General features: G+C 38.9%; 31 protein-coding genes and 4 pseudogenes. 13 read left to right on the forward strand and 22 right to left on the reverse strand.

All coding sequences use genetic code 11. The annotated features are described in order from the left end of the window. Window positions 1–5: 5 nt before the first annotated feature. From sigF to ACHZEU_RS07550, 9 genes are all read right to left on the reverse strand, one after another. Window positions 6–797: an RNA polymerase sporulation sigma factor SigF gene (gene sigF, locus ACHZEU_RS07510; protein WP_404804312.1), complete on the reverse strand. Its 792-nt coding sequence runs from the start codon at window positions 795–797 to the stop codon at window positions 6–8. Between the two features lie 10 nt (window positions 798–807). Continuing rightward, window positions 808–1248, reverse strand: coding sequence for an anti-sigma F factor (spoIIAB, locus tag ACHZEU_RS07515; RefSeq protein WP_404804313.1), 441 nt, complete (start codon window positions 1246–1248; stop codon window positions 808–810). Further along, window positions 1241–1594: an anti-sigma F factor antagonist gene (gene spoIIAA, locus ACHZEU_RS07520; RefSeq protein ID WP_404804314.1), complete on the reverse strand. Its 354-nt coding sequence runs from the start codon at window positions 1592–1594 to the stop codon at window positions 1241–1243. Before spoIIAA ends, spoIIAB begins: the two co-directional genes overlap by 8 nt. Before the next feature lie 239 nt (window positions 1595–1833). Then, complete coding sequence (locus ACHZEU_RS07525; protein WP_404804315.1) at window positions 1834–3084, reverse strand: thymidine phosphorylase; 1251 nt, start codon at window positions 3082–3084, stop codon at window positions 1834–1836. A gap of 13 nt (window positions 3085–3097) precedes the next feature. Next, window positions 3098–4279 carry a phosphopentomutase gene (gene deoB, locus ACHZEU_RS07530; RefSeq protein WP_048391302.1) on the reverse strand — a complete coding sequence of 394 codons (1182 nt, stop codon included), beginning with the start codon at window positions 4277–4279 and terminating at the stop codon, window positions 3098–3100. Between the two features lie 98 nt (window positions 4280–4377). Continuing rightward, window positions 4378–5280, reverse strand: coding sequence for a site-specific tyrosine recombinase XerD (xerD, locus tag ACHZEU_RS07535; protein ID WP_048391303.1), 903 nt, complete (start codon window positions 5278–5280; stop codon window positions 4378–4380). A gap of 175 nt (window positions 5281–5455) precedes the next feature. After that, a complete protein-coding gene (locus ACHZEU_RS07540; RefSeq protein WP_004232171.1) occupies window positions 5456–5920 on the reverse strand; it encodes a Fur family transcriptional regulator in 465 nt (154 codons plus the stop codon). A gap of 122 nt (window positions 5921–6042) precedes the next feature. Continuing rightward, window positions 6043–6555: a hypothetical protein gene (locus tag ACHZEU_RS07545; protein ID WP_004232169.1), complete on the reverse strand. Its 513-nt coding sequence runs from the start codon at window positions 6553–6555 to the stop codon at window positions 6043–6045. 53 nt (window positions 6556–6608) lie between these two features. Next, window positions 6609–7166: an NUDIX domain-containing protein gene (locus tag ACHZEU_RS07550; RefSeq protein ID WP_404804316.1), complete on the reverse strand. Its 558-nt coding sequence runs from the start codon at window positions 7164–7166 to the stop codon at window positions 6609–6611. Window positions 7167–7242: 76 nt separating this feature from the next. Between ACHZEU_RS07550 and ACHZEU_RS07555 the strand changes: the two genes are divergently transcribed. Both ACHZEU_RS07555 and ACHZEU_RS07560 read left to right on the forward strand, forming a co-directional pair. Then, window positions 7243–8142 carry an aldo/keto reductase gene (locus ACHZEU_RS07555; RefSeq protein ID WP_404804317.1) on the forward strand — a complete coding sequence of 300 codons (900 nt, stop codon included), beginning with the start codon at window positions 7243–7245 and terminating at the stop codon, window positions 8140–8142. Continuing rightward, window positions 8139–8618 (forward strand): annotated as a pseudogene (locus ACHZEU_RS07560) (VanZ family protein). Before ACHZEU_RS07555 ends, ACHZEU_RS07560 begins: the two are co-directional and overlap by 4 nt. Before the next feature lie 16 nt (window positions 8619–8634). Here the strand turns inward: ACHZEU_RS07560 and ACHZEU_RS07565 are convergent. From ACHZEU_RS07565 to ACHZEU_RS07575, 3 genes are all read right to left on the reverse strand, one after another. Beyond that, on the reverse strand, window positions 8635–9141 hold the full coding sequence (locus tag ACHZEU_RS07565) for a GNAT family N-acetyltransferase (RefSeq protein WP_048391312.1): 507 nt from the start codon (window positions 9139–9141) through the stop codon (window positions 8635–8637). Window positions 9142–9318: 177 nt separating this feature from the next. Then, window positions 9319–9585, reverse strand: a complete 267-nt coding sequence (locus ACHZEU_RS07570; protein ID WP_036080173.1) for a YqkE family protein — start codon at window positions 9583–9585, stop codon at window positions 9319–9321. A gap of 23 nt (window positions 9586–9608) precedes the next feature. After that, window positions 9609–10793, reverse strand: coding sequence for an acetyl-CoA C-acetyltransferase (locus ACHZEU_RS07575; RefSeq protein WP_082148122.1), 1185 nt, complete (start codon window positions 10791–10793; stop codon window positions 9609–9611). Window positions 10794–11000: 207 nt separating this feature from the next. On the opposite strand from ACHZEU_RS07575, the gene ACHZEU_RS07580 reads away from it, so the two are divergent. Next, window positions 11001–11972 (forward strand): alpha/beta hydrolase, encoded by a 972-nt coding sequence (locus tag ACHZEU_RS07580; protein WP_404804585.1) that lies wholly within the window; start codon window positions 11001–11003, stop codon window positions 11970–11972. 48 nt (window positions 11973–12020) lie between these two features. Here the strand turns inward: ACHZEU_RS07580 and ACHZEU_RS07585 are convergent. The 3 genes and pseudogenes from ACHZEU_RS07585 to sirA form a co-directional block, all read right to left on the reverse strand. Beyond that, a pseudogene (locus tag ACHZEU_RS07585) lies at window positions 12021–12524 on the reverse strand (S-ribosylhomocysteine lyase). A 110-nt stretch (window positions 12525–12634) separates the two neighbouring features. Then, entirely contained in the window at window positions 12635–12853 is a 219-nt protein-coding gene (locus ACHZEU_RS07590) for a YneF family protein (RefSeq protein WP_004232154.1), read from the reverse strand. A gap of 98 nt (window positions 12854–12951) precedes the next feature. Then, window positions 12952–13377, reverse strand: a complete 426-nt coding sequence (gene sirA / locus ACHZEU_RS07595) for a sporulation inhibitor of replication protein SirA (protein ID WP_004232148.1) — start codon at window positions 13375–13377, stop codon at window positions 12952–12954. A gap of 338 nt (window positions 13378–13715) precedes the next feature. On the opposite strand from sirA, the gene ACHZEU_RS07600 reads away from it, so the two are divergent. From ACHZEU_RS07600 to ACHZEU_RS07620, 5 genes and pseudogenes are all read left to right on the forward strand, one after another. Beyond that, entirely contained in the window at window positions 13716–14072 is a 357-nt protein-coding gene (locus ACHZEU_RS07600) for a hypothetical protein (RefSeq protein ID WP_048391315.1), read from the forward strand. A 15-nt stretch (window positions 14073–14087) separates the two neighbouring features. Continuing rightward, entirely contained in the window at window positions 14088–14726 is a 639-nt protein-coding gene (locus ACHZEU_RS07605) for a PspA/IM30 family protein (protein WP_404804318.1), read from the forward strand. A gap of 112 nt (window positions 14727–14838) precedes the next feature. Beyond that, window positions 14839–15522 (forward strand): cell wall-active antibiotics response protein LiaF, encoded by a 684-nt coding sequence (gene liaF, locus ACHZEU_RS07610; protein ID WP_004232142.1) that lies wholly within the window; start codon window positions 14839–14841, stop codon window positions 15520–15522. After that, a pseudogene (locus ACHZEU_RS07615) lies at window positions 15519–16559 on the forward strand (sensor histidine kinase). Before liaF ends, ACHZEU_RS07615 begins: the two are co-directional and overlap by 4 nt. Beyond that, window positions 16534–17166 carry a response regulator gene (locus ACHZEU_RS07620; RefSeq protein WP_404804319.1) on the forward strand — a complete coding sequence of 211 codons (633 nt, stop codon included), beginning with the start codon at window positions 16534–16536 and terminating at the stop codon, window positions 17164–17166. Before ACHZEU_RS07615 ends, ACHZEU_RS07620 begins: the two are co-directional and overlap by 26 nt. Before the next feature lie 45 nt (window positions 17167–17211). Here the strand turns inward: ACHZEU_RS07620 and ACHZEU_RS07625 are convergent. The 3 genes and pseudogenes from ACHZEU_RS07625 to ACHZEU_RS07635 form a co-directional block, all read right to left on the reverse strand. Further along, window positions 17212–17859, reverse strand: a pseudogene (locus ACHZEU_RS07625) (HAD hydrolase-like protein). 110 nt (window positions 17860–17969) lie between these two features. Beyond that, the gene (tkt, locus tag ACHZEU_RS07630; protein WP_404804320.1) at window positions 17970–19964 is read right to left on the reverse strand and encodes a transketolase; all 1995 of its coding nucleotides are present in this window, start codon (window positions 19962–19964) and stop codon (window positions 17970–17972) included. 126 nt (window positions 19965–20090) lie between these two features. Next, window positions 20091–20324 carry a DUF896 domain-containing protein gene (locus tag ACHZEU_RS07635; RefSeq protein ID WP_004232132.1) on the reverse strand — a complete coding sequence of 78 codons (234 nt, stop codon included), beginning with the start codon at window positions 20322–20324 and terminating at the stop codon, window positions 20091–20093. A gap of 187 nt (window positions 20325–20511) precedes the next feature. Between ACHZEU_RS07635 and ACHZEU_RS07640 the strand changes: the two genes are divergently transcribed. The 4 genes from ACHZEU_RS07640 to def all read left to right on the forward strand — a co-directional run bounded on the left by ACHZEU_RS07640 (window position 20512) and on the right by def (window position 22608). Beyond that, the gene (locus ACHZEU_RS07640; protein WP_048391321.1) at window positions 20512–21045 is read left to right on the forward strand and encodes a GNAT family N-acetyltransferase; all 534 of its coding nucleotides are present in this window, start codon (window positions 20512–20514) and stop codon (window positions 21043–21045) included. Window position 21046: 1 nt separating this feature from the next. After that, window positions 21047–21580: a DJ-1/PfpI family protein gene (locus ACHZEU_RS07645; protein ID WP_048391323.1), complete on the forward strand. Its 534-nt coding sequence runs from the start codon at window positions 21047–21049 to the stop codon at window positions 21578–21580. A 268-nt stretch (window positions 21581–21848) separates the two neighbouring features. After that, window positions 21849–22040, forward strand: a complete 192-nt coding sequence (locus tag ACHZEU_RS07650; protein WP_404804586.1) for a helix-turn-helix transcriptional regulator — start codon at window positions 21849–21851, stop codon at window positions 22038–22040. Window positions 22041–22056: 16 nt separating this feature from the next. Continuing rightward, window positions 22057–22608 carry a peptide deformylase gene (gene def / locus ACHZEU_RS07655; RefSeq protein WP_404804321.1) on the forward strand — a complete coding sequence of 184 codons (552 nt, stop codon included), beginning with the start codon at window positions 22057–22059 and terminating at the stop codon, window positions 22606–22608. A gap of 28 nt (window positions 22609–22636) precedes the next feature. Here def and ACHZEU_RS07660 read toward each other — a convergent pair whose 3' ends face one another. Both ACHZEU_RS07660 and ACHZEU_RS07665 read right to left on the reverse strand, forming a co-directional pair. After that, window positions 22637–23302 (reverse strand): recombinase family protein, encoded by a 666-nt coding sequence (locus ACHZEU_RS07660; RefSeq protein ID WP_404804322.1) that lies wholly within the window; start codon window positions 23300–23302, stop codon window positions 22637–22639. Next, window positions 23299–23613 (reverse strand): LysM peptidoglycan-binding domain-containing protein, encoded by a 315-nt coding sequence (locus ACHZEU_RS07665; protein ID WP_048391327.1) that lies wholly within the window; start codon window positions 23611–23613, stop codon window positions 23299–23301. Before ACHZEU_RS07665 ends, ACHZEU_RS07660 begins: the two co-directional genes overlap by 4 nt. A gap of 166 nt (window positions 23614–23779) precedes the next feature. Here ACHZEU_RS07665 and lexA point away from each other — a divergent pair, with 166 nt between their 5' ends. Further along, window positions 23780–24397, forward strand: a complete 618-nt coding sequence (gene lexA, locus ACHZEU_RS07670; protein ID WP_004232118.1) for a transcriptional repressor LexA — start codon at window positions 23780–23782, stop codon at window positions 24395–24397. A gap of 107 nt (window positions 24398–24504) precedes the next feature. Here the strand turns inward: lexA and ACHZEU_RS07675 are convergent, their stop codons facing one another. Then, window positions 24505–25227 carry a gamma-glutamyl-gamma-aminobutyrate hydrolase family protein gene (locus ACHZEU_RS07675; protein WP_048391332.1) on the reverse strand — a complete coding sequence of 241 codons (723 nt, stop codon included), beginning with the start codon at window positions 25225–25227 and terminating at the stop codon, window positions 24505–24507. A 33-nt stretch (window positions 25228–25260) separates the two neighbouring features. After that, complete coding sequence (locus ACHZEU_RS07680) at window positions 25261–26013, reverse strand: prepilin peptidase (RefSeq protein ID WP_404804323.1); 753 nt, start codon at window positions 26011–26013, stop codon at window positions 25261–25263. Between the last annotated feature and the right edge of the window lie 41 nt (window positions 26014–26054).

Genomic DNA, 26054 nt, shown 5'->3' on the forward strand with positions numbered 1-26054 from the left:
TTTTCTTAGATGTCTTTTTTTATTACTTCCTGCTCCACTGTTGCACTAGTTGCCATCCAACTTTTCAGCTGGGCAAGGATTTTTTTCTCTAATCGGGAAACCTGTACCTGCGATATACCTAATCTATTTGCAATTTCAGTTTGCGTGCAATCTKAAAAATAGCGAAGATATATGATAGACTGCTCTCTTGGCTCAAGTCTCGTTAGTACTTCTTTTAATGGGATGTAATCAAATGGTTGCTCCGATTTTTCATCCTTCATTTGATCCATTAGTGTAATGGAATCACCCTCACTCTCATACAATTGCTCATGAAGAGAGGCAGGGTCTCTCAATGCATCGGATGCTGTAACAATTTCCTCTGTTGTCACACCAAGCACCTGAGCAAGCTCTTGAATGGTTGGTGGATGTTCGTTCTTTTTAATAAATTCATCTGTAGCATGACGGATTTTAAAATTGAGCTCACGAATAGAGCGGCTCACCTTCACCATGCCATCATCCCTTAAAAAGCGCTGAATTTCTCCAATGATCATCGGTACTGCATAGGTTGAAAATTTCACATCATAGGTTAAATCAAATTTATCCACAGATTTCATGAGCCCTATGCAGCCAATCTGGAATAAATCCTCAAGCTCAACACCTCTCGTTGTAAAACGTTGAACAATGGACCACACAAGTCTCGTATTGCCTTCTACCATTCGTTTACGAGCCTCATGATCGCCCTGCTGTGCGCGTGCAATTAAATCACGCATTTCCTCCTGAGACAATAGCTTATCGGACGACTGTTCTAACGGCTTCACGGGTTTAACCTCACATTACCGCTGTGCGAACTGTGTAAAATTTCTTCGTGAATGTTACAGTTGTTCCTTCTTGCCATTTTGATATAACTGTCAGCTGATCTGAGAAGCTATCCATAATCGTGAAGCCCATACCCGAACGCTCCATCATACTTTTTGTTGTAAATAATGGCTCCATCGCTCGACTAACGTCTTCAATTCCTATCCCTTTATCCATGACAGATACTGTCACAATATCATCCTCACGTTTAGCATGAACTGTCACAACACCCTTACCATCTTCTTCATAGCCATGAATAATAGCATTGGAAACTGCTTCTGAGACAACTGTTTTAAATTCTGATAGCTCATCAATAGTTGGATCTAATTGAGCAATAAAKCCTKTAACAGCTACACSCGCTAAAGCTWMATTTTMAMTAATTGCCAAAAAAGTTAATGTCATTTCGTTATCCATTTACAATCCCCCTTACGCGATCAATCGCTTGTTCCTCTGTTGCATCCATCATCCACGGTCCTAAACCTGAAAATTGAAATACTTTTCGCATTGTTGGCGATGGATTCAATAATATAGTTCGCCCAGCAACTGCCTCTAACTCACGCATACGACCAAGCACTAATCCAACTCCCGAACTATCYATGAAAGATAGTCCTTCCAAGTTCCAAATGATGGTCGTCACAGTGCCTTGAAAAATTGCTGCAGAAATTTTCGCTCGAATTTGTTCAACGGCATGATGATCGAGCTCCCCAAACAAACGTATAACGACTGTCTCTCTTGTGACCATTTCTAATTGATAATGCATGAACATCGCCTCCTCCTCGTGCAATTCCACATTCAATAGGTTGAATCCTTGTGGCTGACAGAACTAGTGCAAAGTCTTCCGAAATAGTGTCTAATCGACATACTTATAGCTTTTTAGGTTAAGTGCAGTATGGGATAAATCTACAATTTCTAAACGCTATCGAGCTCTAAATTTTGGCGATTCATCGAACACACAAAAAAACGAGAACCCTCATAAGTGAGGGCTCTCGCTAATAATCTTTATGCAATTGTATAAGCTTGCTGAATTTTATTAATTGTCTCTTCGTCAATTGGCTGATTGGAATACAAATAAGCAATCGTATCGCCATTATTAACATGATCACCTTTTTTGGCGATTAGCTGAATTCCTGCATCATAATCAAGCTTTGATTCCTTCGTTAAACGTCCAGCGCCTAGACTAACACTTGCTTCTCCGACTAATAAAGCATTAATCGTCTCCACCGTGCCCTCTGAAACCGCTGTCACTGCTACTTTATGAGCTGTGTCATTTTGAACAATATCAGAGACTACTCCTCCTTGCGCCACAATAAACTCCTCGAATTTTGCAGCTGCAGAGCCATCTGCTAGCACTCGCTTAACAGCAGCTGTTGCTTCCGCTTCATTCACACCTGCCGCAATTTGGTACATCAAGGAAGAGATGACAACACATTCATCAACCAAATCTTCATGCGTTTCTTCCATACGTCCACTTAATAGGGCATAAGCCTCCACTACCTCAAGCTTATTACCAATCATTTTCCCTAAAGGATTATCCATATCACTGATGTGTGCGATGACTTTACGGCCAAGTTTTTCTCCAATAGCCGTCATTGTATCTGCTAAACGCTGTGCTTCTTCCTGCGTCTTCATAAACGCACCTGAGCCACATTTTACATCGAGGACTATACCATCGGCACCACTTGCAATTTTTTTACTCATAATCGACGCTGCGATTAATGGAATAGAATCGACAGTACCTGTCACATCACGCAATGCATATAATTTTTTGTCGGCTGGTACTAGATTACCTGTTTGTCCAGCAACGGCAATTTTATGCTGATTGACATTATCAATGAACTCCTGTGATGAAAGCTCTGTTTTAAAGCCCTGAATGGATTCAAGTTTATCAATTGTCCCCCCAGTAATCCCTAAGCCTTTACCACTAAATTTCGCAACAGGAATTCCTAGAGCAGCAATAATTGGCGTAACCACAAGTGTAACCTTGTCACCAACCCCTCCAGTTGAGTGTTTATCAATTTTAAAGCCTTCAATAGATGTTAAATCAATGACATCGCCTGATTCGATCATTGCCTTTGTTAAATAAAATGTCTCATCATCAGACATGCCTAGTAAACGTATCGCCATTAATAAAGAACTTGCTTGATAATCTGGGATAGAGCCTGTCVTATAKCCTTCAACAAAATACTGAATTTCAGCTTGAGAAAGCTCTAATCCTTGTTTTTTCTTTTCAAACAATTGAACCATATTCATACAAAAAACCCCCTTATTTCAAATCATGTAAGAAACTTTTACCGAATGGCGGTGCTTCTACATGAAAGTTTTCTGCAACTGTTGCTGCAATATCTGCAAAGGTTTCACGAAGTTCAAGTTCCGCACCACCTTTAAAACGTGGTGAATAGACAATTAGTGGTACATATTCGCGTGTATGATCTGTCCCTGGGAAGGTTGGATCATTGCCGTGATCTGCTGTAATAATTAATAGATCGTCTTCTGACATTACCTCTAGAATTTCTGGTAGACGTGCATCAAATTCTTGTAATGCCTGTCCATAGCCTAGAGGATCACGTCGATGGCCGAAATTGGCATCAAAGTCGACTAAATTTAAGAAGCTTAGACCACGGAAGTCACGACGTACAACTTCTGCAAATTGATCCATACCATCCATATTATTTTTTGTACGTACAGCATCTGTCACACCTTCACCATTGAAAATATCTGAGATTTTTCCAATTGCAATCACATCAAACCCCGCGTCCTTCAAAACATTCATTGTTGTACGACCAAATGGCTTTAACGCATAATCATGACGATTGGATGTACGAGTAAAGTTTCCAGGCGTACCCACAAATGGTCGTGCGATGACGCGACCTACTAAATATTCAGGCTGTAATGTTAATTCACGAGCAATTTCGCAAATTTTATATAACTCTTCTAGTGGAATGATTTCTTCATGAGCAGCAATTTGTAAAACAGGATCGGCTGATGTATAGACAATAATCGCACCTGTTTCCATATGCTCCTTCCCAAAATCTTCAATTACTTGTGTACCACTTGCTGGCTGATTGCATAACACTTTCCGACCTGTACGTTTCTCTAGCTCATCAATTAGCTCTGCTGGAAACCCATCTGGATACACTTTAAATGGTTTATCAATATTTAACCCCATGATTTCCCAATGGCCAGTCATCGTATCTTTACCAACTGATGCTTCTTGCATTTTACCGTAGTATGCTTTAGGGTCAGTAGTTGCATGCATTCCATGCAATGGTTCAATATTTGCTAAACCAAATGACTCCATTACTGGCATTGTAAGCCCATTCATTTTTTCAGCGATATGTCCTAGTGTATGTGCGCCAACATCCCCAAATTTAGCAGCGTCTGGCGCTTCACCAATACCTACGGAATCCATGACAACAACATGGATTTTGTTAAAAGGTTTATTCATAATGGTTGCCTCCTAATCTCATGACTCTATTTTACCAAAAAAATGCGAAAAATAAAGGTCAGACATCCGACTGAAAAATAATTTTTTACTATTATCTTTTAAGCACGTGGATGGAATTGCTTATAGACCTCAGATAATCTTGTTTTGCTAATATGTGTATAAATCTGGGTAGTAGAAATATCTGCATGACCAAGCATCTCCTGCACCGCTCGTAAATCGGCTCCATTTTCAACCAAATGAGTGGCAAAGGAATGACGCAATGTATGTGGTGTTAATTCATGTTGGATGCCTGCCTTTAACGCATGCTCCTTCATTAATTTCCAACAACCCTGCCTTGTTAAACGTTTCCCTCTTTGATTAATAAAAAACGCATCTGTTTTGGGGTACTTTCCCTGTAATTGACTACGAGCACCATTTAAATAGGCATTTATTGCCGAAAGTGCGCTTTTGCCGAGTGGAATGATTCGCTCCTTGCCACCCTTCCCAAATACACGTACAAAGCCCATGGTTAAATGAATATCAGCTAAATCCAGTGCAATAAGTTCACTGATGCGCATACCAGACCCATATAGTAACTCCAGCATGGCAAGATCACGTATACCTTGTGGCTTACTTTTATTTGGAGCTGTTAGTAAAGCTTCAATCTCTTGGATAGATAAAATATTAGGCAACTTTTGCTCAATTATCGGCATCTCCAAATGGACTGTCGGATCAGTTTCTGCGCGCTTTTCTCGTAGTAAAAATTGGTGGAAACTCCGAATCGATGAAATATGACGGGCAACGGTACGACTTGTCTTTCCCTGTGCCCGCAATTGCTCTAAATGGCGTAATATAGTTGTCCGTTCTACCACACTAAAATCAGACATACCTTCTGCTTCCTTTAAAAAATGTACATAGCTTTCTAAATCTCGGCGATAGGATGCTAATGTATTAACAGATAACTGCCTTTCCACCTGAATAAAATGGATATAGTCCTCTACTGCATATTGAAATTCATTCATCACAACGCCCCCTCACTGTCAATTATTCTCTATTTTAGCATGGCCTTAAGAAATGTGCTAAAGGACCCTCCATTCGACATAAACCACCAACCCTAATGGTGTCTATACTTCAATAAAAAAAACAAAAAACTGCCCGATTCAATCTATACCAAAGATTAAAACAGACAGTTTTTCGTTATTTTTCTTCATTCGATTCGTCGTTTTTATCATGACAGCGCCAGCATATGCCGTGGAAAGTTAGTCGGTGATCTTTTATAATAAAGTTCCAACGTTTTTCAACAACGGCTTCCACATCTTCAAGTAAATCTTCTTGAATTTCATCAACAGCACCACATTCGATACAAACAAGATGATGGTGGAAATGGGCAGCTCCCTCTTGGCGTAAATCATAGCGCGATACGCCATCGCCAAAGTTGATTTTGTCGACAATTTTGAGCTCAGTTAATAATTCTAACGTTCTATAAACAGTAGCTAGACCAATCTCAGGTGCTTTTTCTTTTACTAAAAGATAAACATCTTCAGCACTTAGGTGGTCCTCTTCGTGCTCAAGCAAAACAGCAACTGTCGCTTCTCGCTGCGGCGTCAGCTTGTAACTAGCACTATGCAACTGTTTTTTTATACGATCAATTCGGCTCTCCATGTGACGCCCCCCTAAACTCTTTCCATTATACCAAAGGAGTAAATCCTATTACAAGATAGTGAATAGATTTCTAACATGCTTCTACTTTTTTATCTGATCACAATTTTGGTCTATTCAATCCATCATTTTAACACATAAGAAATAACAATAAACTCAGCAACTATTATGATGAAAAATGCGATAAAATTCAACAAAATTGTCCGACCAGATACTTGTTTCCCGATTTTTCGCTTTGACCAAGCGGGTACAAGTAAATTGCATAGGACTAGCAACAATATACAATAGATGAGCTGAAATGGAAACCACCAAATCGTATAAAGCCAAAAAGCTTCAAGTTTTTGTAATAAAAAAACCGAACTAAAGCCAAAAAAAGTGGCACGCATGGCTACAGTCACACGCACTAACACCTTTAAGACGCTATGTGTTGCTAGTAATAATATAAGACCTATGGAAATAGCAACAGGCAGTACTAAACGAAAAATGGATTGCCTGTCCCCATCTGCTAAACGAGGCTCTATAAATAATATAAAGGGTTCCGCTTTCGGTCCACCAATAATATGAAAGAAAATAACGCCACAAACAAAACTTACTGCAATGATGGAAGCGTGATAAAAAATAGACACCGTACGAGACATAAACATGCTCCTTTTCTATCAAGGTTTGTACAGCTTATGCTCGTCCGTCTCTATTATGCTAAAAGATTATTTTCTAAATTTGCAGCTAGCCATAGCACTGCGAATGCTGTTTTAGCATCATATATACGCTGGTCAGCCACCATTACTTGTGCTTCTTCCAACGAAACTTCTAATAGTTCGACAAATTCATCCTCATCTAAATCTGCTTTATTGTCTATTGTATATAATCCCCTCGCCACAAACAAATGAAGAACTTCATCCGCAAAGCCTGGTGATGTTGCAAATGTTTGTAAAAAAGTAAGTTGATGCGCGCCATAACCTGTTTCTTCCTCTAATTCTCGACGTGCTGTCATCACTGGCTCCTCACCTGGCTCTAGCTTTCCAGCTGGAATTTCAATAATAGAACGCTCCAGCGCTTTACGATATTGTTCTACTAACACTAGTTTACCCTCGTCCGTAACAGCAATCACCGCTACGGCACCTGGATGCTTAATGATTTCACGTTTTGCAACCTGTCCATTTGGTAAAGTGACATCATCAATTTGTAGTTTTATTATTCTACCGTCATAGATCGGNNTCKTTTTCGTTGTTTTTTCCTCAAACTTTTTCATTGACGATAACCTCGCTTGKTCTTCAGATATGTTCATTGTACCATTACAAGTAGAGAAATCGAAGGAGGTCATTCGTATGAAAAAAAGACAGCTTGGTACAAGTGAATTGTTTATTTCAGAGATTAGTTTAGGGGGCATGTCTCTTTCGACAGATAAAACACAAGCAGCTGCCATTGTCGATATGGCATTAGATGCTGGCATTAACTATATAGATACAGCTGATTTATATGATTATGGTGCAAATGAAGAGATTATTGGCGCAACGTTAGGTAAGCGTCGTCATGATGTCATCCTAGCAACAAAGGTAGGTAATCGGTGGGCAGAAGGGGTAGATGGCTGGCATTGGGACGCATCACCATCCTATATAAAAGAAGCTGTCCATGCTAGCTKACGASGTTTAGGAMYAGACTACATTGATBTATATCAATTACACGGTGGCACAATCGAAGATGATTGGGACGAGATAATTGACACATTTGAAGGACTGAAAAAAGAAGGGCTCATTCGTGAATATGGTATATCCTCCATTCGTCCTAATGTATTGCAGCGATTTTTACCTGCAAGCTCCGCTAGAAGCGTCATGATGCAATACAGTGCCCTCGATCGCCGCCCTGAAGAATGGTTTAACTTTATTGCGAAACAGGGTGCTTCTGTTGTAACACGTGGCACAGTGGCAAAGGGCTTATTAACAAATAGCTGGCAACAACGTCTACAACAYRTKAATGGTTTTAACACCTATACTGCTGAGGAGTTAACAACAACGTTAACAGACTTAGCTTTACACTATAATAACTTGCATGCTTTGGCTATCGCTTTTAATCTAAAAGAGCCGACAATCGCTTCTACGGTCATTGGCGCAAGCTCTCAACAACAACTAGCACAAACGCTTGCTTCCTACGAAAAAATTAATTCAATAACAGATTTCAAGGTAGCTAATGAGCTAACAAAAAATGAGTACTATCAAGAACATCGATGAAAAAATGGCTAATTTTACTCATTTGTCTAGTTGTACTAGTAATCTCCTCTAGTATGACCTATGAGCAACAGAGTATACTACCAGAATTAGAAGATTTGCTCGCCAATAAACCTTTTGAAAAACAACTATCTATTTTAAAAATTCCCTATTGGGGAACCATCGTTTCAGTGGAAGAGCGAGGTTATTTTCCATTTGTAGAGTTTTTAATTCGTAAATTGACACACTTCATGGGATTTGGWTGCATCSCACTTGGCMTTTACTTCGCCTGGGGMAAAAGACGTTTTGCAGCAAGTATTGCTATCGGTGGAACGGCAACAATCGCGGTGCTTGATGAATTTCGTCAAAGCTTTACGCCAGGTCGTACTATGAGTGCTCAAGATGTGCTTGTCGATACAGCTGGAGCCATTGTTTTTGTTAGTCTCGTTGTTGCAGTAAGAAAAATACTCWAAAYTWMARGRCMAAAGGYTCAATTATAGCCTTTTGTCTTTTATTTTAAAGGTGGAACCGCCAAAAATAGAGGGACTTCGTTTCTTTAAACAAGACAGCCCCTGCTTTTTCCAAAACTCGATGGGAAGCCATATTTTCTTTTTCCGTGTCAGCGATAACGTATTTTGCATTTGGCTGATGGAGTAACCAGTCTTTAAGAGCTATGATTGATTCTGTCATATAGCCCTGCCCCATATAAGGAGGCAAAGTATAATACCCGATTACAACTTCCCCTTGCTCATTTGGCGTACCTTTTAGCATTATGCCACCAACAGCACAATTTTTTTCTTTTAATACAAGTAACCAATTCGTATGCCATAGATAATTTGGCTCATCTTCTAATACTTTGCAAAGTCTAAAATACAGCGCTTGTTTAAGCTCGCAATCTAAACTCCCTACACCTTTACTTAATGACAACTCCGCCGCCATTTGCTCCTCATGCTCTATTAGTAAATTAAGATACTTAGCGTTTAAAGGAATTAATCTTATTCTTTCTGTTTGTAATTCTACCATGTTGGTCTCCTAACATAATTTAATTGATACTAAACTCCAATTAGGTATATGTTATTGGCAGCGTCTCCCGTTCCATTAATTTCAAAAATCTCTCCTTATATATCGACCACAACCATATAAATGTTATGCTGTAAATATAAAACAGTGAACCCACCTATGTGAATTCACTGTTCTCTCTTAATATTTAGTACCTTTATCGCCGTATTCGTTTAAAAGTTCTTCAAACGATTTGTTTTTTTCTCGTTGTTTACGTTCAAAAGCTAATTTTGCCTGACGCTCTTCTTCTGCCGCCTGCTCTTTAGCAGTTAAATCTTGCTTCGCTGCTTTTAATTTTGCTAGCACATCTCCACCTAGCTGATCTGCTAATGTAACGGCCTCTTGCTTAGGTAGGCTAGCTGTTACGCTATTGTCAGTATGTTGTTGCTGTTTTCGTTTCTTTCCCATTTCTATTCACCTTCTTATTGACATCAAGGGCGCTTCACAACTGTTGCTACGCCTTGTCCACCACCGATACATAATGTGGCTAAGCCCGTTTTCACATCACGCTTTTCCATCTCATGTAATAGCGTTACCAAAATCCGAGCACCACTAGCACCGATTGGGTGACCAAGAGCAATGGCACCCCCGTTAACATTTAGTTTATCATGATTAAAGCTTAATTCACGATCTACAGCAATTGATTGTGCTGCAAATGCTTCATTTGCTTCAATTAAATCGATATCGTTTAAAGTAACCTCAGCCTTTGTCAGCGCTTTTTGTACTGCTTTTACAGGACCTGTACCCATAATTGCAGGATCTACACCAGCACTAGCATTCGCTGTAATGATCGCCATTGGTTGAATGCCTAGCTCTTGTGCTTTTTCCTTTGACATCACCACTACCGCTGCCGCACCATCATTAATTCCAGACGCGTTCGCTGCTGTGACAGAGCCATCCTTTTTAAATGCTGGTCGTAGCTTACCTAATGATTCTGCTGTCACACCTGCTCGTGGAAATTCATCTTTATTGAAAAGCAGTGGCTCTCCCTTGCGCTGTGGAATCTCAACAGCAACGATTTCATTTTCAAACTTGCCCGCTGCAATTGCTGCCTCTGCGCGTTGCTGAGAACGAGCTGCAAAAGCATCCTGCTCTTCTCGAGAAATTTGATACATATCACATAAATTTTCAGCTGTAATGCCCATATGATAATCGTTAAAAGCACACCATAGGCCATCCTGAATCATTGTATCTACTACCTTTTGGTCGCCCATTCGGAAGCCTTCTCGTGCATTTTTTAAGACATATGGAGCCTGGCTCATATTTTCAAATCCACCTGCAACAACAATCTCTGCATCTCCCGCTAAAATCGCCTGTGTTGCTAAATGAACAGCCTTTAAACCTGATCCACATACTTTATTAATTGTTAAAGCTGATACCTCTTGAGGTAACCCCGCTTTAATTGCCGCTTGACGCGCTGGATTTTGTCCAAGTCCAGCCGATAAAACATTCCCCATAATGACCTCATCGACCTGTTCTCCTGCTACGCCAGCACGCACTAATGCCTCTTTAATGACAATGCTACCTAACGTTGTCGCTGGTACGTCTTTTAATGTCCCCTGAAATGAGCCGATTGCTGTACGCACTGCACTCACGATTACTACCTCGTTTGTCATAATCATTCTCCCCTTTTCCCCGTTCAAGAATCAACACTGCATGCATATGCTACTAGCAGATATGTATATTTTAACAAATATTATGACGATTTTCGATAATAGAAATAATCGCAGTTTTGCCAAAGATATTGTAAAATGTTGACGTGTTTTAAACAATCTTAGTTGGGAACATTACAAATAAGAAACAGCATGTGGAGGTGTTTTATGATGAAAAAGAAGATGCTTTTATTCTCTGGTATTACAACAACGCTAGCCGCCGCTGCAACAGGTCTGTTCGGCTTCGCGCTTTCCAATAAATTAATGTATATCCAACAAAAAGACCCTGAATTTATACGGGAACGAGAAACGACCGCAAAGCGCTTTGATGAGGCTTGGTACAATAAAAACTTGAAATGTGAACTAAATATTGATTCTCCAAATGGCTATACAATTCGAGGCATTATGTTTCAACCATTGCAAACAAATAACACGATCATCATTTGCCACGGTGTTACCGAAAATAAAATAAATTCCGTGAAATATGCTCGCCTTTTTGAAAGACTTGGCTATAATTCCGTTATATTTGACCACCGCCGCCATGGTGAATCTGGTGGCAAGACAACAAGCTATGGCTACTATGAGAAAAACGATCTTGATGCCGTGGTGAAAACAGTAAAAGCCATGATTGGAGAGGATGCTATTCTTGGCATTCACGGTGAATCGATGGDTGCAGCAACCATGCTCCTCTATGCAGGAACAGTCGAGGATRGCGCTGATTTTTATAWCTCAGATTGTGCGTTCTCCGACTTTTCTATGTTGCTCAAACAAATTGCAAAAACTGAATTTAAATATGGCTCCATTATTCCTATTCGATTTGCTGACTTTTTTGTTCGTCTCAGAGATGGTTACTCATTTAAAAGTGTAACACCTGCCGAAGCCGTCACACATATTGAAAAACCTGTGCTCTTTATCCATAGTATTCCTGATACGTTTATTCCAGCTTCCATGTCACTCGATCTCTACAATAAAAAAACCGGTCCAAAAAAATTAAAACTTTTTGATACAGGGGCACATGCACAATCCTTTAATGAAAATATGGATGAATATGAGGATTTAATTCATGATTTTCTAGACAATTTTATTTATCAAAAAATCAATCGGGATTCTTCTTCTTCGAATGTCATTCCATTCCATTTTTAGGGCAATGAAAAACCTTGCGTCATTTTACTCGCAAGGTTTTTATTTTATTTAATCTTCAAAAATAATATGCCATTMATCAMGTTTCGCTAAAWACTCTTTCKCTAATGCTTGKGYCCCTTCTAAACTCTTCATAGCCGCACCTCCACATTGCACTTCATTTCAGGCAGGCACTACCGTTGCCTTTGTCACATCTGTAAATGTGTTCTCTAAAATAGCTAATAAATCCTCATAATCATTATGATTGATCAAGGACACATAGAAGCCTGTTTGACAACCCATTGGACTGAAATCAACAATATGATCAGAGTAATTACGGATAATGTCAGCAGATAAATGCTCTAAAGAATGTAATGCAGGCATTTCCATATGCTCCTTATTTGGCTGTTTAAAGCGAATATCGTATTTATATACCTCATCGCCATTTTTGCCAGTTTTCACACCTGCTAAACGAACATAAGGTGCCTTCACTTTTGTATGATCTAAATCAAAACTTTCTACATTTGTTTTTTCTTTTTGCAATATACACAACTCCCTTCCGTATAGTAACTCCATTATACATAGTTTCCCGATAGAGTTGTATGATTTTTAAGAATTATTTAAATACTATTAAAAATAAAAAAACAACTAGTTAAGCTTGAACTAGTTGCTCGGAACATTCCAAATTACTTCTGGAATTTATTCATTTGCGCCATCATTTGACGTACTTGCTTTTCAGACGGCGTACGACCCATTTGCGCCATCATCATACGAATCATTTGCTCATTAATAGGTGGGTTTTCTTTCAAATATTTCATCATAGCTTGACGAGCGAAATAGAAACCAAGTGCTGCGCCCGCTGCTAATGCGATAATTACGATAATAATCCAGCCCCATGTAGGCATACAACCAACCTCCTCCACTACAATATACCGAGAAAAACTCTCCACGCTCCATTATACACCAAATAATAGCGTGTTACTATATATTGTAGTGAATTTTCCTAGTGCATTGTATACTTCATCGGCTTTAACCACCCACACTCATTATCCTGTTTATTAAAAGCAATAAAACGTTCACTCATTTTAGCAAGCATTTGAAATAAATCTAAATCTAGCATTCGCGAACCTTCACAGTAAACACAAATTTTACGATCTACTAAATAAATAGCCATTTTACCTTTGATTGGATGTTCTAAAAACAAAGCATTACGAGCTCTTTCTAGGTGTGCATATTTGGAATCAAGTTGATGCTCTAACATGGCTGCAATCTCCTCAAAACGAACGGATTCACATATATATGCAAGCTCTTTTAAGGATTTCTCATTGGCATCTTCACAACCTTGCATCATCTCTAATAACTTTCGCTCTCTGCCAAAAATAAACGTTAAATGCTCTTCTTTTATCTTATATATAGAATAGGTTCTCACCAGAAATCCTCCTTCGCTCAGTTTCTTTTTCATAAGTATAGCTCATTCAATCTTGTTTATTTGTCAAACGAAGGAGGGATCTCTCTTCTATTTTTGTCGAAAAAATTCTAGTTTCGGGTCTATAAATGACTTTATGACAAATGGTATTTTCAACCAAAAATAATTAATATTTTTCCAAAAACAAGAAAAAGTCTTATTAAACACGGCTAAAAACCTTCTATTTTGGCTGCTTAGATGGATCTCAGCCTCAAGACCTAGTTCAAAATCAATTTCGAGTCCGTTTTAGACAATCTTGTAAATAGGTAACATAAAGGTACAAACGAAAGGAGCTAAAACAAATGAAAAAATTTCTTTTATTAACTGGAGGCGTCATTGCAGCATGTGTTGCACTAGCGTTAATTGGACCACTGGCGGGGTTATTATTCTCTGGATTATTTGTAGCACTGGGCATGCACTTCTACATTGCTAGTAAGTCATCTTTCGGTAAAATTTTCTGGTTTACAGTTGGTTTAATCGGTGTCCTATCAGCAGTGTCTAACATTCCAGCAATGGTTGGACTTGCTGCCATCGCCATTATCTATGTTATCTATAAAAAATGGAATGGCGAAGATGTAAAAATCCCTACAATTGAAGGAAAAAAAGAAGAAGATCCGTTTACAAACTTTGAAAAAGAATGGTCAAATTTAACAAAATAAAAGGAGCGATTTTAAATGAACTTATTTCAACGTTTTAGATATACAGTAGAGGCAGACTTACACCAATTATTTGATAAGAAGGAACAAAAAAATCCGATTGCGATGTTAAATCAATACATTCGTGAAGCAGAAAAGCAAACAGAACAAACAGGCAAATTATTAGAGCGACAAGGGCAATTAAAAGAAAAGCTAGAGCAAGAATATAAAGAAAACGCAGATTTACTAGCGAAACGTGAATCTCAATTAGCATTAGCAAAATCTAGCGGAGAGCAGGACTTAATTGATTTCGCTACGGATGAAGTAACAGCTTATTCAGCTCGTAACCTTACATTACAAGCTAGCATTGAAGCAAGTACTCGTGAATACTTCGAGCTCGAGCGTAAATTTGAAACAATGAAGCATAAAATTAAAGATATGAAAGTACGTCAATTACAGCTGATKGGGAAAGAAAATGTAACTCGTGCCCATCATCAAATGGATGGAATGATTGCCAAAAATAATAAAACAAACTTTGAAGATTTAGAAGCATATATCGATAAATTAGCTTATCAAATCGATAAAGACCATGAGCTTACAACTTTTGAGGCAAGACTGGCAGAATTAGAAAAAAAAGCAGTAGAAGAAAGCTCACCACTGCTAATTGAAAATAAATAACATGGTATAATGAAAGCAATGCGCCAACATTAAAAGGCGCATTCTTTCACGTTTAAGAATAGAGGGTCCCATTCCCTCTCTTATACTATTAGTAGAAGGAAGGGTGACCCTCATGCAAAATTTCACAACAAATAAGCTCACATTTTGGGTTCTTTGCTTCTTTTTACTCGTCTTTGTGGAGCTAACTATATTTAATAATGGTGGTGCCTTCTGTTTATTGATTGGGGCTGTACTTCTTTATTTAAGTTTTTCCAAAAAAGTTCGATTTTTTAAATGGACAGGAATTTTCTTTATTGCCATTGCTTTGTTCACGATGTGGAGCTTACGTTTATTTATCGTCATCATGCTCTTATATATGCTCTATCAATACTTGCAAAGAGAAAACGAGCCAAAAGTAGTTGGTGCAGAGCTATTTGAAAAGCTTCCTGCAATTAAAAATGACCTAATTGGCACAATGCCAGCGCCTATAGAAGCTTATAAATGGCAAGATGTACAAATTCAGCGCCTTGCAGGAGATATTACCATTGATACAACGCAAACGATTTTACCAGCTGGCACTAGTCTTATTACAATTCGACAAGGTATCGGTAAAGTTCAAATCTATGTTCCTTATGAAATTCCATTCCGTTTACAGTATACGACGTTATTTGGTGAGCTCTCCTGCTTACACGTAGGGCCGCAACGTATAGTAAATGAAAGTATTACTTTCTCAGACGGCAACCCTGAGGATGCTAAACGTGTACTGATTATTCATGTCGCAACCTGGCTTGGAGATTTGGAGGTGCTACGAAAATGATAGCCTTTATCTCAAGATTATTTACATTATTTTTTATTTTAATGAGTGCTGTTTTCGGTCTTCTTGTTGCACTATGGGGCAATCCTGATGAAAAAACATGGGAGCCCTTATGGCAGCAGAATTACGATAATATCCCTCTAGGTGGCATCATCATAGTTAGCCTGTTTATACTTAGCTTCCTGTTTGCCAGCTGGATCAGTATGACTGCAAGGGCACGAGAAGCGCAGGCAACACGAATAGTGAAACAACTGATCGAGCCTGATTTTGTTTTTCCTAAAAAACAAGCTCTTCCGAAATCGTTAAAAAAGGCACTTGTCCAAACGAGTGAATTAATTGATACGCAACGTAAAAGTTTACAGCGTTTGTCCAATGAACGGGCTGAGGCCAATGATAAAATTATTCAGGAGCGTATTATTGCTGAACGCCAACGACTAGCTAGAGAACTCCATGATTCTGTGTCACAGCAACTATTTGCTGCCTCTATGTTACTATCTGCATTAACTGAAAATGACGAACATGCTACTAGCTTAAAACAGGTGGAGAAAATCGTTCAGCAGGCACAGCTAGAAATGCGTGCATTACTGCTACACTTACGGCCTGTAGCTTTACACAATAAAACATTGGCACAAGGCTTAGAGGAATTGATTATTGAACTTCAGCAAAAAGTTTATTTCCATATAGAATATGAATTAGAAGAAATGGCCTTAACTAAAGCAGAGGAAGATCATTTAWTWMGTMWTGMACAGGAGGCACTCYCCAATACGCTGCGTCATGCCAAAGCAAGTGAGGTGGAATTACTTCTTGTGGCACGTGACGACTTAGCTATTTTACGAATTCAMGATAATGGTTTAGGCTTTGATGTGGAGGAAGATAAATCCACATCATACGGTTTACAAAATATAGCTGAACGAGCAGTTGAAATTGGCTGCACCTATAAAATTGTATCAGTGCCTGGTGAAGGAACAATTGTAGAGGTTAAAATTCCTTTACAAAAAGAGGAGGTCAATGTCGATGATACAAGTGCTCATAGTGGATGATCATGAAATGGTACGGATTGGTGTGTCAGCCTATCTTTCAGCACAGCCGGATATTACGGTTGTAGGTGAGGCTGAGAACGGTAAAGAGGCTGTGGAACGTGCCCTAGCGCTAAGGCCTGATATTATTTTAATGGATAATGTGATGCCTGTTATGACAGGAGCAGAGGCAACAGTGGAAATATTAGCAGCATGGCCTGAGGCAAAAATCATGATGGTGACTAGTTTTTTAGATGATGATAAAGTATATCCTGCCTTAGAGGCTGGCGCGGTAAGCTATATTTTAAAAACATCTAATGCCAAACAAATTGCAGATGCTATTCGAAAAACGATGGGTGGCGAAACGGTATTAGAGCCAGAGGTCACTTCCAAAATGATGCACCGCATGCGCCATGGCAATAGTACGCCACTATACGAACAATTGACTGAACGTGAAATGGAAGTATTATTGCTAATGGCCCAGGGTAAAGCCAATCAGKAAATMGCTKATGAGCTATATATTGCCTTGAAAACGGTAAAAACACATGTTAGTAATAKTTTAGCAAAGCTAGAAGTTCAAGATCGTACTCAAGCCGTCGTCTACGCCTTCCAAAACGGACTTGCTAAATAATCCTACATAAAAAAACTGCATGCTGACATGCAGTTTTTCGTGTTTTTAGAGGTATTTTAGGAGATCATTTACATGGTCCACAATATATGTAGGCTCTTCATTTTTTAATTCTTCTAGCGACCCAAAACCATATGTCACACCGATGGCATCGATTTGATTTTCACGAGCGCCGCTGAAAGCGTGAGGTCGATGGTCAATCGTAGTCMATTRSKCYYWYSRWTAKGAATCAAGTTGTTGAAGTACCTCTGCAATAATCTCACCTTTGGCAGAACGTGAACCATCTAAGTGACTTCCTACGACAAGATCGAAATAGGACTCTAGCTGAAAATACTTTATGATTTGTTCCGCAAAGACAGTTGGTTTTGAGGTGGCAATAGTTAGTATATATCCTTGTTGCTTTAAATGAGCTAACAATGCTGGAATATCTTCATATAGTTTATTTTCAAACATTCCCCTTTCCGTAAATCGTTCTCGGTAATCTCTAATTGCTCGCGTTATTTGTGTATCATTGAATCCATAGATTTCTTGAAAAGATACTTGTAATGGTGGTCCAATGAATGGTTCGAGTTCATCCAAATCATTCACCATGACGCCCGCCTTCTGTAAAGCATGTTGGACTGATTTAGTGATTCCTATTTTGGGATCAGATAACGTTCCATCTAGGTCAAATAACACAACGCTATAGTTCTTCATTCGCTCACCCTTTTTATGGAGTTTTCACATGACTGTGTTTGCCGCTAAAAAAAGTACCACAACACTCAGTTGATGTTTAAATCCCTGAGTATTGTGGTATTTGTTGTAAATTATAGTGCTTTCACTTTTGCTACTACGTTTTCAACAGTGAAGCCGTATTTTTCCATTACTAATTCACCCGGAGCAGATGCACCGAACTTATCAATTGCTAGAACATCGCCTTCAAAGCCAGTATATTTATGCCAACCGAATGATGCCCCCATTTCAATTGCAAGACGTTTTGTAACAGCTTTTGGTAGAACAGATTCTTTGTAAGCTGCGTCTTGTTTTTCGAAGCGATCCATAGATGGCATAGAAACAACTGCTACATCTATACCGTCTGCTTTTAATGCTTTTTGTGCTTCGACAGCAAGCGAAACCTCAGAGCCTGTTGCAATTAAAATAGCATCTGCCACTTCTTTTGCAGCTGGAGACACTGTGTAAGCACCCTTTGCTACGCCCTCACGTACTGTTTCAATAGAAGCGTCAAGAACAGGTAAGTTTTGACGAGATAATACAAGAACAGTTGGTGTTTTTTCTGCTGCTACTGCAAGCTCCCACGCAACTGCTGATTCATTTGCATCCGCAGGGCGAATAACAGATAGGTTTGGCATTGCACGTAATGATGCAAGGTGTTCGATTGGTTCATGTGTTGGACCATCTTCCCCTACTGCAATCGAATCATGTGTGAATACATATGTTACAGGAAGACCCATTAATGCAGATAGACGAATTGCAGGACGAACGTAATCAGAGAATACGAAGAATGTACCACCGAATACATTTAAACCACCGTGAAGAGCCATTCCGTTCATAGCAGCACCCATTGCAAATTCACGAACACCGAACCAGATGTTACGTCCAGCATAGTCGTCTGCTGAGAAATCTCCTGCACCCTTCATCGTTGTTTTATTGGAGCCAGCAAGGTCAGCTGAACCACCAAAGAATGAAGGTGTTTTCTTCGCAATAGCATTAATTGCATCGCCTGAAGAAGAACGAGTTGCTACAGATTTACCAGCTTCATATACAGGTAACTCAGAAGCAAAGTCTTCTGGTAATTCACCATTCATCGCTTTCTCGAATTGAGCTGCTAACGCTGGGAATTCTTCTTTGTATGCAGCAAATTTTGCATTCCAAGCTTCCTCTGGTTGTGCGCCTTGCACTTCAGCAGCCGCATTAAATGTATCGTAAACTTCTGCAGGAATTTGGAATGGTTCATGTGCCCACTCATAGGCAGCTTTCGTTAAGACAACTTCATCTGTACCAAGTGGTGCACCGTGAGAATCTGCTTTACCAGATTTATTTGGAGAACCAAAACCAATCACTGTTTTCACTTCAATTAATGTTGGCTTGCCAGTAGATTTTTTGGCTTCTTCAATGGCTGCATTAATAGCATCTACATCTGTACCATCTGCCACTTTTAAATAATTCCAACCATAAGATTCAAAGCGTTTTTGAACGTTTTCTGAAAATGACTTTTCTAAGTCACCATCTAAAGAAATATCATTAGAATCGTAAAGCACGATTAATTTTTCAAGTTTTAAGTGACCAGCTAATGAAATCGCCTCTGCTGCTACGCCTTCCATTAAGTCACCATCGCCACATAACGCAAATGTGTAGTGGTCAACAATGTCATGACCTGGTTTATTGTAAGTAGCCGCTAAATGGCGCTCAGCCATTGCCATACCAACAGTCATAGCGATTCCTTGCCCAAGAGGACCAGTTGTTGCCTCTACCCCTACTGTATGACCATATTCAGGATGTCCTGGTGTTAATGAATCCCATTGGCGGAAGTTTTGAATTTCTTCCATTGGTAAACCATAGCCTCCAAGGTGAAGTAAGCTGTATAAAAGCATTGAGCCATGACCTGCTGATAGTACAAAACGATCACGGTTAAACCATTTTGGATTTGCTGGATTATGGCTTAATTGTTTTGTCCAAAGCGTATAAGCCATTGGCGCTGCTCCCATTGGTAAACCTGGGTGACCAGAATTTGCTTTTTCAATAGCATCGATTGACAAAGTTCGGATAGCATTAATTGCTAAAAGATCCGCGTGTTGAGTCATTATATTGTGACATCCTTTCTCGTCCTATATATTATTCTTTTACAGTTTAGTCAACATTGCTTTAGAAAACAATGCTTTTGTTATACTATTTACGTTTTCATACATACTTTATTGAATTGTGTCACATTAATTTAGAAATTTATTTTTTTGTGCTTGTTTTACCTTCTCAGGAGTTACATCATTTCCTTCTGCATCTACCACTTTAACGTTTTCAATCGTATCTCGCATAGTTGCTCTAAACGTATCTAAATACTCCTTGCGAAGCGCTGTTCGCTCCTTTGCTTCTTCCTCTGTTAATTGTCCGCTTTTTGCCTTAGCAGATAATTCATTAATTCGGTTAATTTTTTCCTTTGATAACATGGTTACACACCTTTCAGTACCTAGCTTAATGACCTCAGTATGCAAAGTATAGCATGGTTTCCCTTAAAATGCAGTTATACCAACCCTTAAAAACACTTCTTAGCCATTATTTACATGACTTCCAGAAGTTAGAGGTGTATAACTAATAATAAAAGGAAAAATTTGATAGATAATAGGAGGAGCTATCATGAACATCACAACATCTAGACTACTTATTCGAACATTTGAAGCCCAAGATTGCCAGGCTGTTTATAGCTATATGTCCGACAAAACGGTCATGCACTATATGCCAGAGGGTGTGTTGAATGAAGATCAGGTTCAAAATTTCGTAACAGAGAATAGCAACGAGCAAGCAAAACATTTCGCCATTGTTTTACGTGAACAACAGCGAGTCATTGGTCATCTTGTTTTCCACAAATACTTTGGCGACCATACGTATGAAATTGGATGGGTTATGAATCCTGCCTATCATAATCATGGCTATGCTTCTGAAGCTGCTCTGGCCCTATTAGATCACGGCTTTAATAAAATGAAACTTCATCGAATTATTGCCACATGCCAGCCAGAAAATATCGCTTCTTACCGAGTCATGGAAAAAATCGGAATGCGCCAAGAAGGATTTTTCAAAAAATGCATTCCTCATGGAGAGACTTGGTGGGATGAATACTATTACGCTATTTTAGAGGAAGAATGGAACACTCTAAAGGTAAGAGGTGTATGAAATGAAGAAAACTGCGGTGTTATTATACCCACAATTTAGTGAATATGAATTGAGTGTTGCTTTGTCCATATTAATGCAAGGCGGTAAACCCATCATCACACTTGGATCGAATACCAAACCTATCAGAGGAGAATCTGGTTTAAATTGTATAGCTGATTTATCCGTGAATGAGGTAGAGCTTGACGATATTGATAGTCTACTATTACCAGGCTGCATGGATATTTCTACATTACAACTTGAAGAGAGCTTACTAGACTTCATTCGTCTTCTATCTGCAAAAGGAGGAATGATTGCAAGTATTTCTAGCTCCCCTTACCTATTAGCAAAAGCAGGGGTCTTAAAGAACAAAAAATATACAGTAGGACTACCTTTAGATGGCATGGAGCAGTTAGGGTGCTTTGAACTTCATAACTATTCAGATGAACTAGTGGTACAAGATGGAAATATCATTACAGCAAGAGGAAGAGGTTTTATTCCTTTCGGTATTTGTTTCGGGCATGCGTTAAAGCTAAATTTTGATGAAAATTGGTATTAAGTGATGATTTAAAATCCAAATCAATTAATCGGGCATTTCATGTTGAAGATGATGTCATTAGTAGAATGAGAACTTTTAACAAGGCTGTGGGGTGATTTCCGTTCCGTCAGCGTGCCACAGGAAAGCAAGCAGCCTGCACCGGAAATCAATTCTCCCCTTCAATTGASTRKWWNGTYWSRCACACAAAAAATGTCCAACTAGTTGGACATTTTTTAATTCTTATCTTACGATATATGTCTAATACTTTGGACAAAATGGAGGGATCTTTCTGAAGAACATCATCAAAATTTTAAGAAAAAAATTAGGCATAACACAAGCTGCTCTTGCAAAAGAATGTGGAGTTGTGAGACAGACGATTAATAATATTGAAAATGATAAATATGATCCGACCCTTGAATTAGCTTTTAAGATTGCTAAKGTTCTTAATAGCCATATTAYAAAATTCTTTATCTCCGACTAAATTCCCCCCCCACCATATGATTACAAKRRAGGATTTTGTGAAAGAACACTCGGCAATTTTAAGAAAACAAACTCAAGAAGTGTCGAGACCAGTGACCAATGAAGACCGAAATACCCTCCTAGCCATGCTGCAATATCTGAAAAATAGCCAAAATCAAACGCTAGCAAAAAAATATAAGCTTCGCCCTGGAAGTGGACTCTCTGCTAATCAAATTGGCGTAGATAAACGAATGTTTGCTGTACTCTTTGATGACGAAGAAATGATGCTGATTAACCCTAAAATAATGAGTCATTCCCTTAATATGATTTATCTACCGGAAGGAGAAGGCTGTCTATCTGTAAATCGACCTGTCCCTGGTTTTGTACCGAGATATGAGAGAATTAAAGTCAAAGCTTACGACATCGATGGACATGAACTCCTTATACAGTTACAGGGCTACGGGGCCATCGTTGTACAGCATGAAATCGATCATTTAAATGGCATCATGTTTTATGACCGAATAAATAAAGAGCACCCTTTCCAACTGCCAAATCATGTTATCATCGAAAGCTTTTCTTCCCTTCAGTAGTTTTTTACAAAAAAAATTAGCAGGAATATTATTTTCCTGCTAATCTTTCTTGGTGCTCTTGGAAACGACGATGTACTGTCGCCTTACTTACCTCAAAGCCTAACCCTCTAAGCGTTATAGAAATTTCTTCAAAGGTAAATCCACGTTTGCGTAGCTTCACAATTTCGTCTACAGGTAGATCKTTTTGCTCCTGCCCCTGCGGATTACCTCGATTCGATAAATTATTTTCTGGACGATAACCGTTTTCTACAGCACGTCGCATACCTCGTCGAATTTTAGCATTATGGATTCTACGTTGATATTCCTCTACAATCGCTAAAATTTCAAGCAGCATCGTATCCATTTCATTTAATTGGACTGGGCCTGCATCACGCATAGAAAAAACATCAGTTGCTGACTTTTGTAATAAATGTAATACAGCCATCCTTGCATTGCCTCGTCCTAAACGAGTTTCATCTTGGACAAAAAGAGCATTAATGTTCTTATCTTTTATAAAATCAAGCATTTCTAGCAAGCCTTCACGTTCTACATCATAGCCACTATGTTGATCTTTAAACACGCCCTTCACCGCATAGCCTTGCTCTTTAGCATAGCGCAGCAACTCTTCCTGCTGGCGCTCTAATGAGGAGCTTTGTGTTTCTTTTTCAGTACTTACGCGACAATAGACAACAGCCGATAGTTGATTATTTATCATTGTTCATTTCTYGCAATTTCGATAGTATTGATGGGACTGGCTTGATCACTCACTACAGGAATAACTAGAGATTTTCCCGCTACAATTTTAATATCTGCTAGTTCATTTTCAGTTTTTACAAGCTTTATCCAATCATCAGTACTCATCTTACCACGATATTGCTCGGCTAACGACCACAAGCTATCCCCATGTTCGATTTGAATTTCTGCGTAACTAACTTTTCCTGGATCAGTAATGTAAAGGTATGCTGCAAATAATAAACAAGCTCCTATTAAAATTGAGATATGTGTGTTTTTCTTAAACCATGTCATAATCATTACCCCTTTTTAAGAATGTTTGTTCGGAATGTATGTTCCCATAATAAAGCGAACAAACGTTTTTGTCAAACACTTTTCGAACCTATGTTTGCATACATGTTCGCATTCTGTTATACTATCAAATAAGAAGAATGATTTTAGAAAAAAGAGGTGAGCACTCATGAAAAAAGTTTCGAAAAGACAAGAGGACATTTTAGCTTTCATTAAGGAAGAGGTACGAGCTAAAGGATATCCACCATCAGTACGTGAAATTGGTGAAGCAGTTGGACTTGCTTCCAGTTCAACTGTTCATGGACATTTAGCTCGATTAGAACAAAAAGGCTTTATTCGTCGAGATCCAACAAAGCCACGCGCAATTGAAATTTTAGAGCCTGAAGAATCCATTCAAAAACAACAGGTGATCCATGTCCCACTTGTCGGGAAGGTTACAGCTGGTTCTCCAATTACAGCAATTGAAAATATTGAAGAATACTTCCCATTACCCGATACGTATGGCACAAGTGAAGATCAATTGTTCATGCTAGAAATCATGGGGGAATCAATGATTGAAGCTGGGATTTTAGATGGAGATTTAGTCATTGTAAAACAAAAGGCAACAGCTAATAATGGGGATATTGTTGTAGCTATGACAGCTGAGGATGAAGCAACTGTAAAACGTTTCTTTAAAGAGAAAAACCATTTCCGTTTACAGCCTGAAAATTCTTCTATGGAACCAATTATAGTCGATCAAGTTTCTATTTTAGGACAAGTTGTAGGTCTTTACAGACGTGTACATTAACGATTAAAGCAGATTTTGAGGATTATGTTCCTTCTAAGAGCATGTATCCTCTTTTTTACGCAAAAAAAGAATCCACATACGATTGGATTCTTTGTACAATGCCTCTTCTAAGCTTCCTTCTTAAATTTTAAGCTCGCTTCAATAAAGGCTGAAAATAGCTTTTGAGCACTCTCATCTCCTGCTATGGCTAGTTCCTCAGGATGCCACTGAACAGCTAAGCAAAATGGCATCTCCTCATGAACTACCGCTTCGATAATACCGTCGTTAGATTTTGCCGCTACTTTTAATTTTTCTGCTAAAACATTCACCGCTTGATGATGAAATGAATTCACTGCTATTTTCTCTTGTTCAACGATAGTCGCTAATAGATTGTCAGCAATAACCTGTACAGAATGGGTAGCTACAGCTCGACCTGATTGCTGCATATGTTGGAGTAACTTGGTACTAAAGTGATCACTATCAATATCCTGATATAAGGTACCACCTAATGCAACATTTAGTATTTGAATTCCTCGACAGATCCCGAAAATAGGCATCTTACGTTGGAATGCGGCTTCAATCAATGCTAACTCAATCGTATCTCGCGCTGGATGAATTTTTCCAAGCTTTAATGAAGGCTCAGCCCCGAATAGAAATGGGTGCACATCATGACCACCAGATAATAATAAACCGTCTGTAAGGGCTAAAATCTGGGCCGCCTCTTCTTCTACTCCAATTGGAATAATCAGTGGAATTCCACCTGCTTCAATGATGCTTTTACTGTAAGCAGCATTTAATCGAGAGGATAAATCATCCTCAACAAAGGCTGTAATACCAATAATCGGTTTCACTTGCTTCCCTCCAAATTCTTGAAAATTGCACAATTACCAAAAGCCTAGATACCAATTAATTAATACATCGCCATAGAAATAAACAATAACTGCGGCCAATGCAATAGATGGCCCAAACGGAATGGGTGTTTTTCTCCCCTGTTTGTTTTTCGATAACATGGTAATCCCGACAATCATACCAATAACTGCAGCTAAAAATAGCGTTAACAGTGTATCAATCGTACCCAGAACGAGACCAATTAAAAAGAATAATTTAATATCGCCTCCACCCATGCCACCGTTTGATAGCACAGCAATGATATATAATATGCCAAAACCAACCACAGCACCCACAAGAGAGTCCCACCACGGTGTTAATGGTGACAGCACTCGTCCAATAGCTAGCACAGGTAAAAAGAATACTAACACCTTATCTGGAATTAGCATATAGGCTAAATCTGATACAACGATAATAACTAATAAGGAGATAAAAAAGAGTGCTACTATCAATTCTATGCCCCAGCCTAACTGCCCATAAGCAAAGGSAAATAATACACCTGTCATTAATTCTATGACTGGGTAAACCCAAGAAATTTTATTGCCACAACCACGACATTTTCCTCCTAACAATACATAAGACAAAACTGGTACTAAATCAAGCGCCGTCAGTCGTCTCTGACATTTTGGACAATGTGAAGGAGGATGTACAATCGACTCCTTCTGTGGTACACGTAAGCCAACTACATTATAAAAAGAGCCAAAGACAAGTCCAAATAAAAAAATAAAGATCGTATAAGCCATTTCCAATTTTATGTCCTCCTAAACCAATAGGCGCCCATACAAATGCA

Origin of the sequence: Lysinibacillus sp. S1 (genome assembly GCF_044986265.1) — a bacterium.
Classification (GTDB): domain Bacteria; phylum Bacillota; class Bacilli; order Bacillales_A; family Planococcaceae; genus Lysinibacillus; species Lysinibacillus capsici.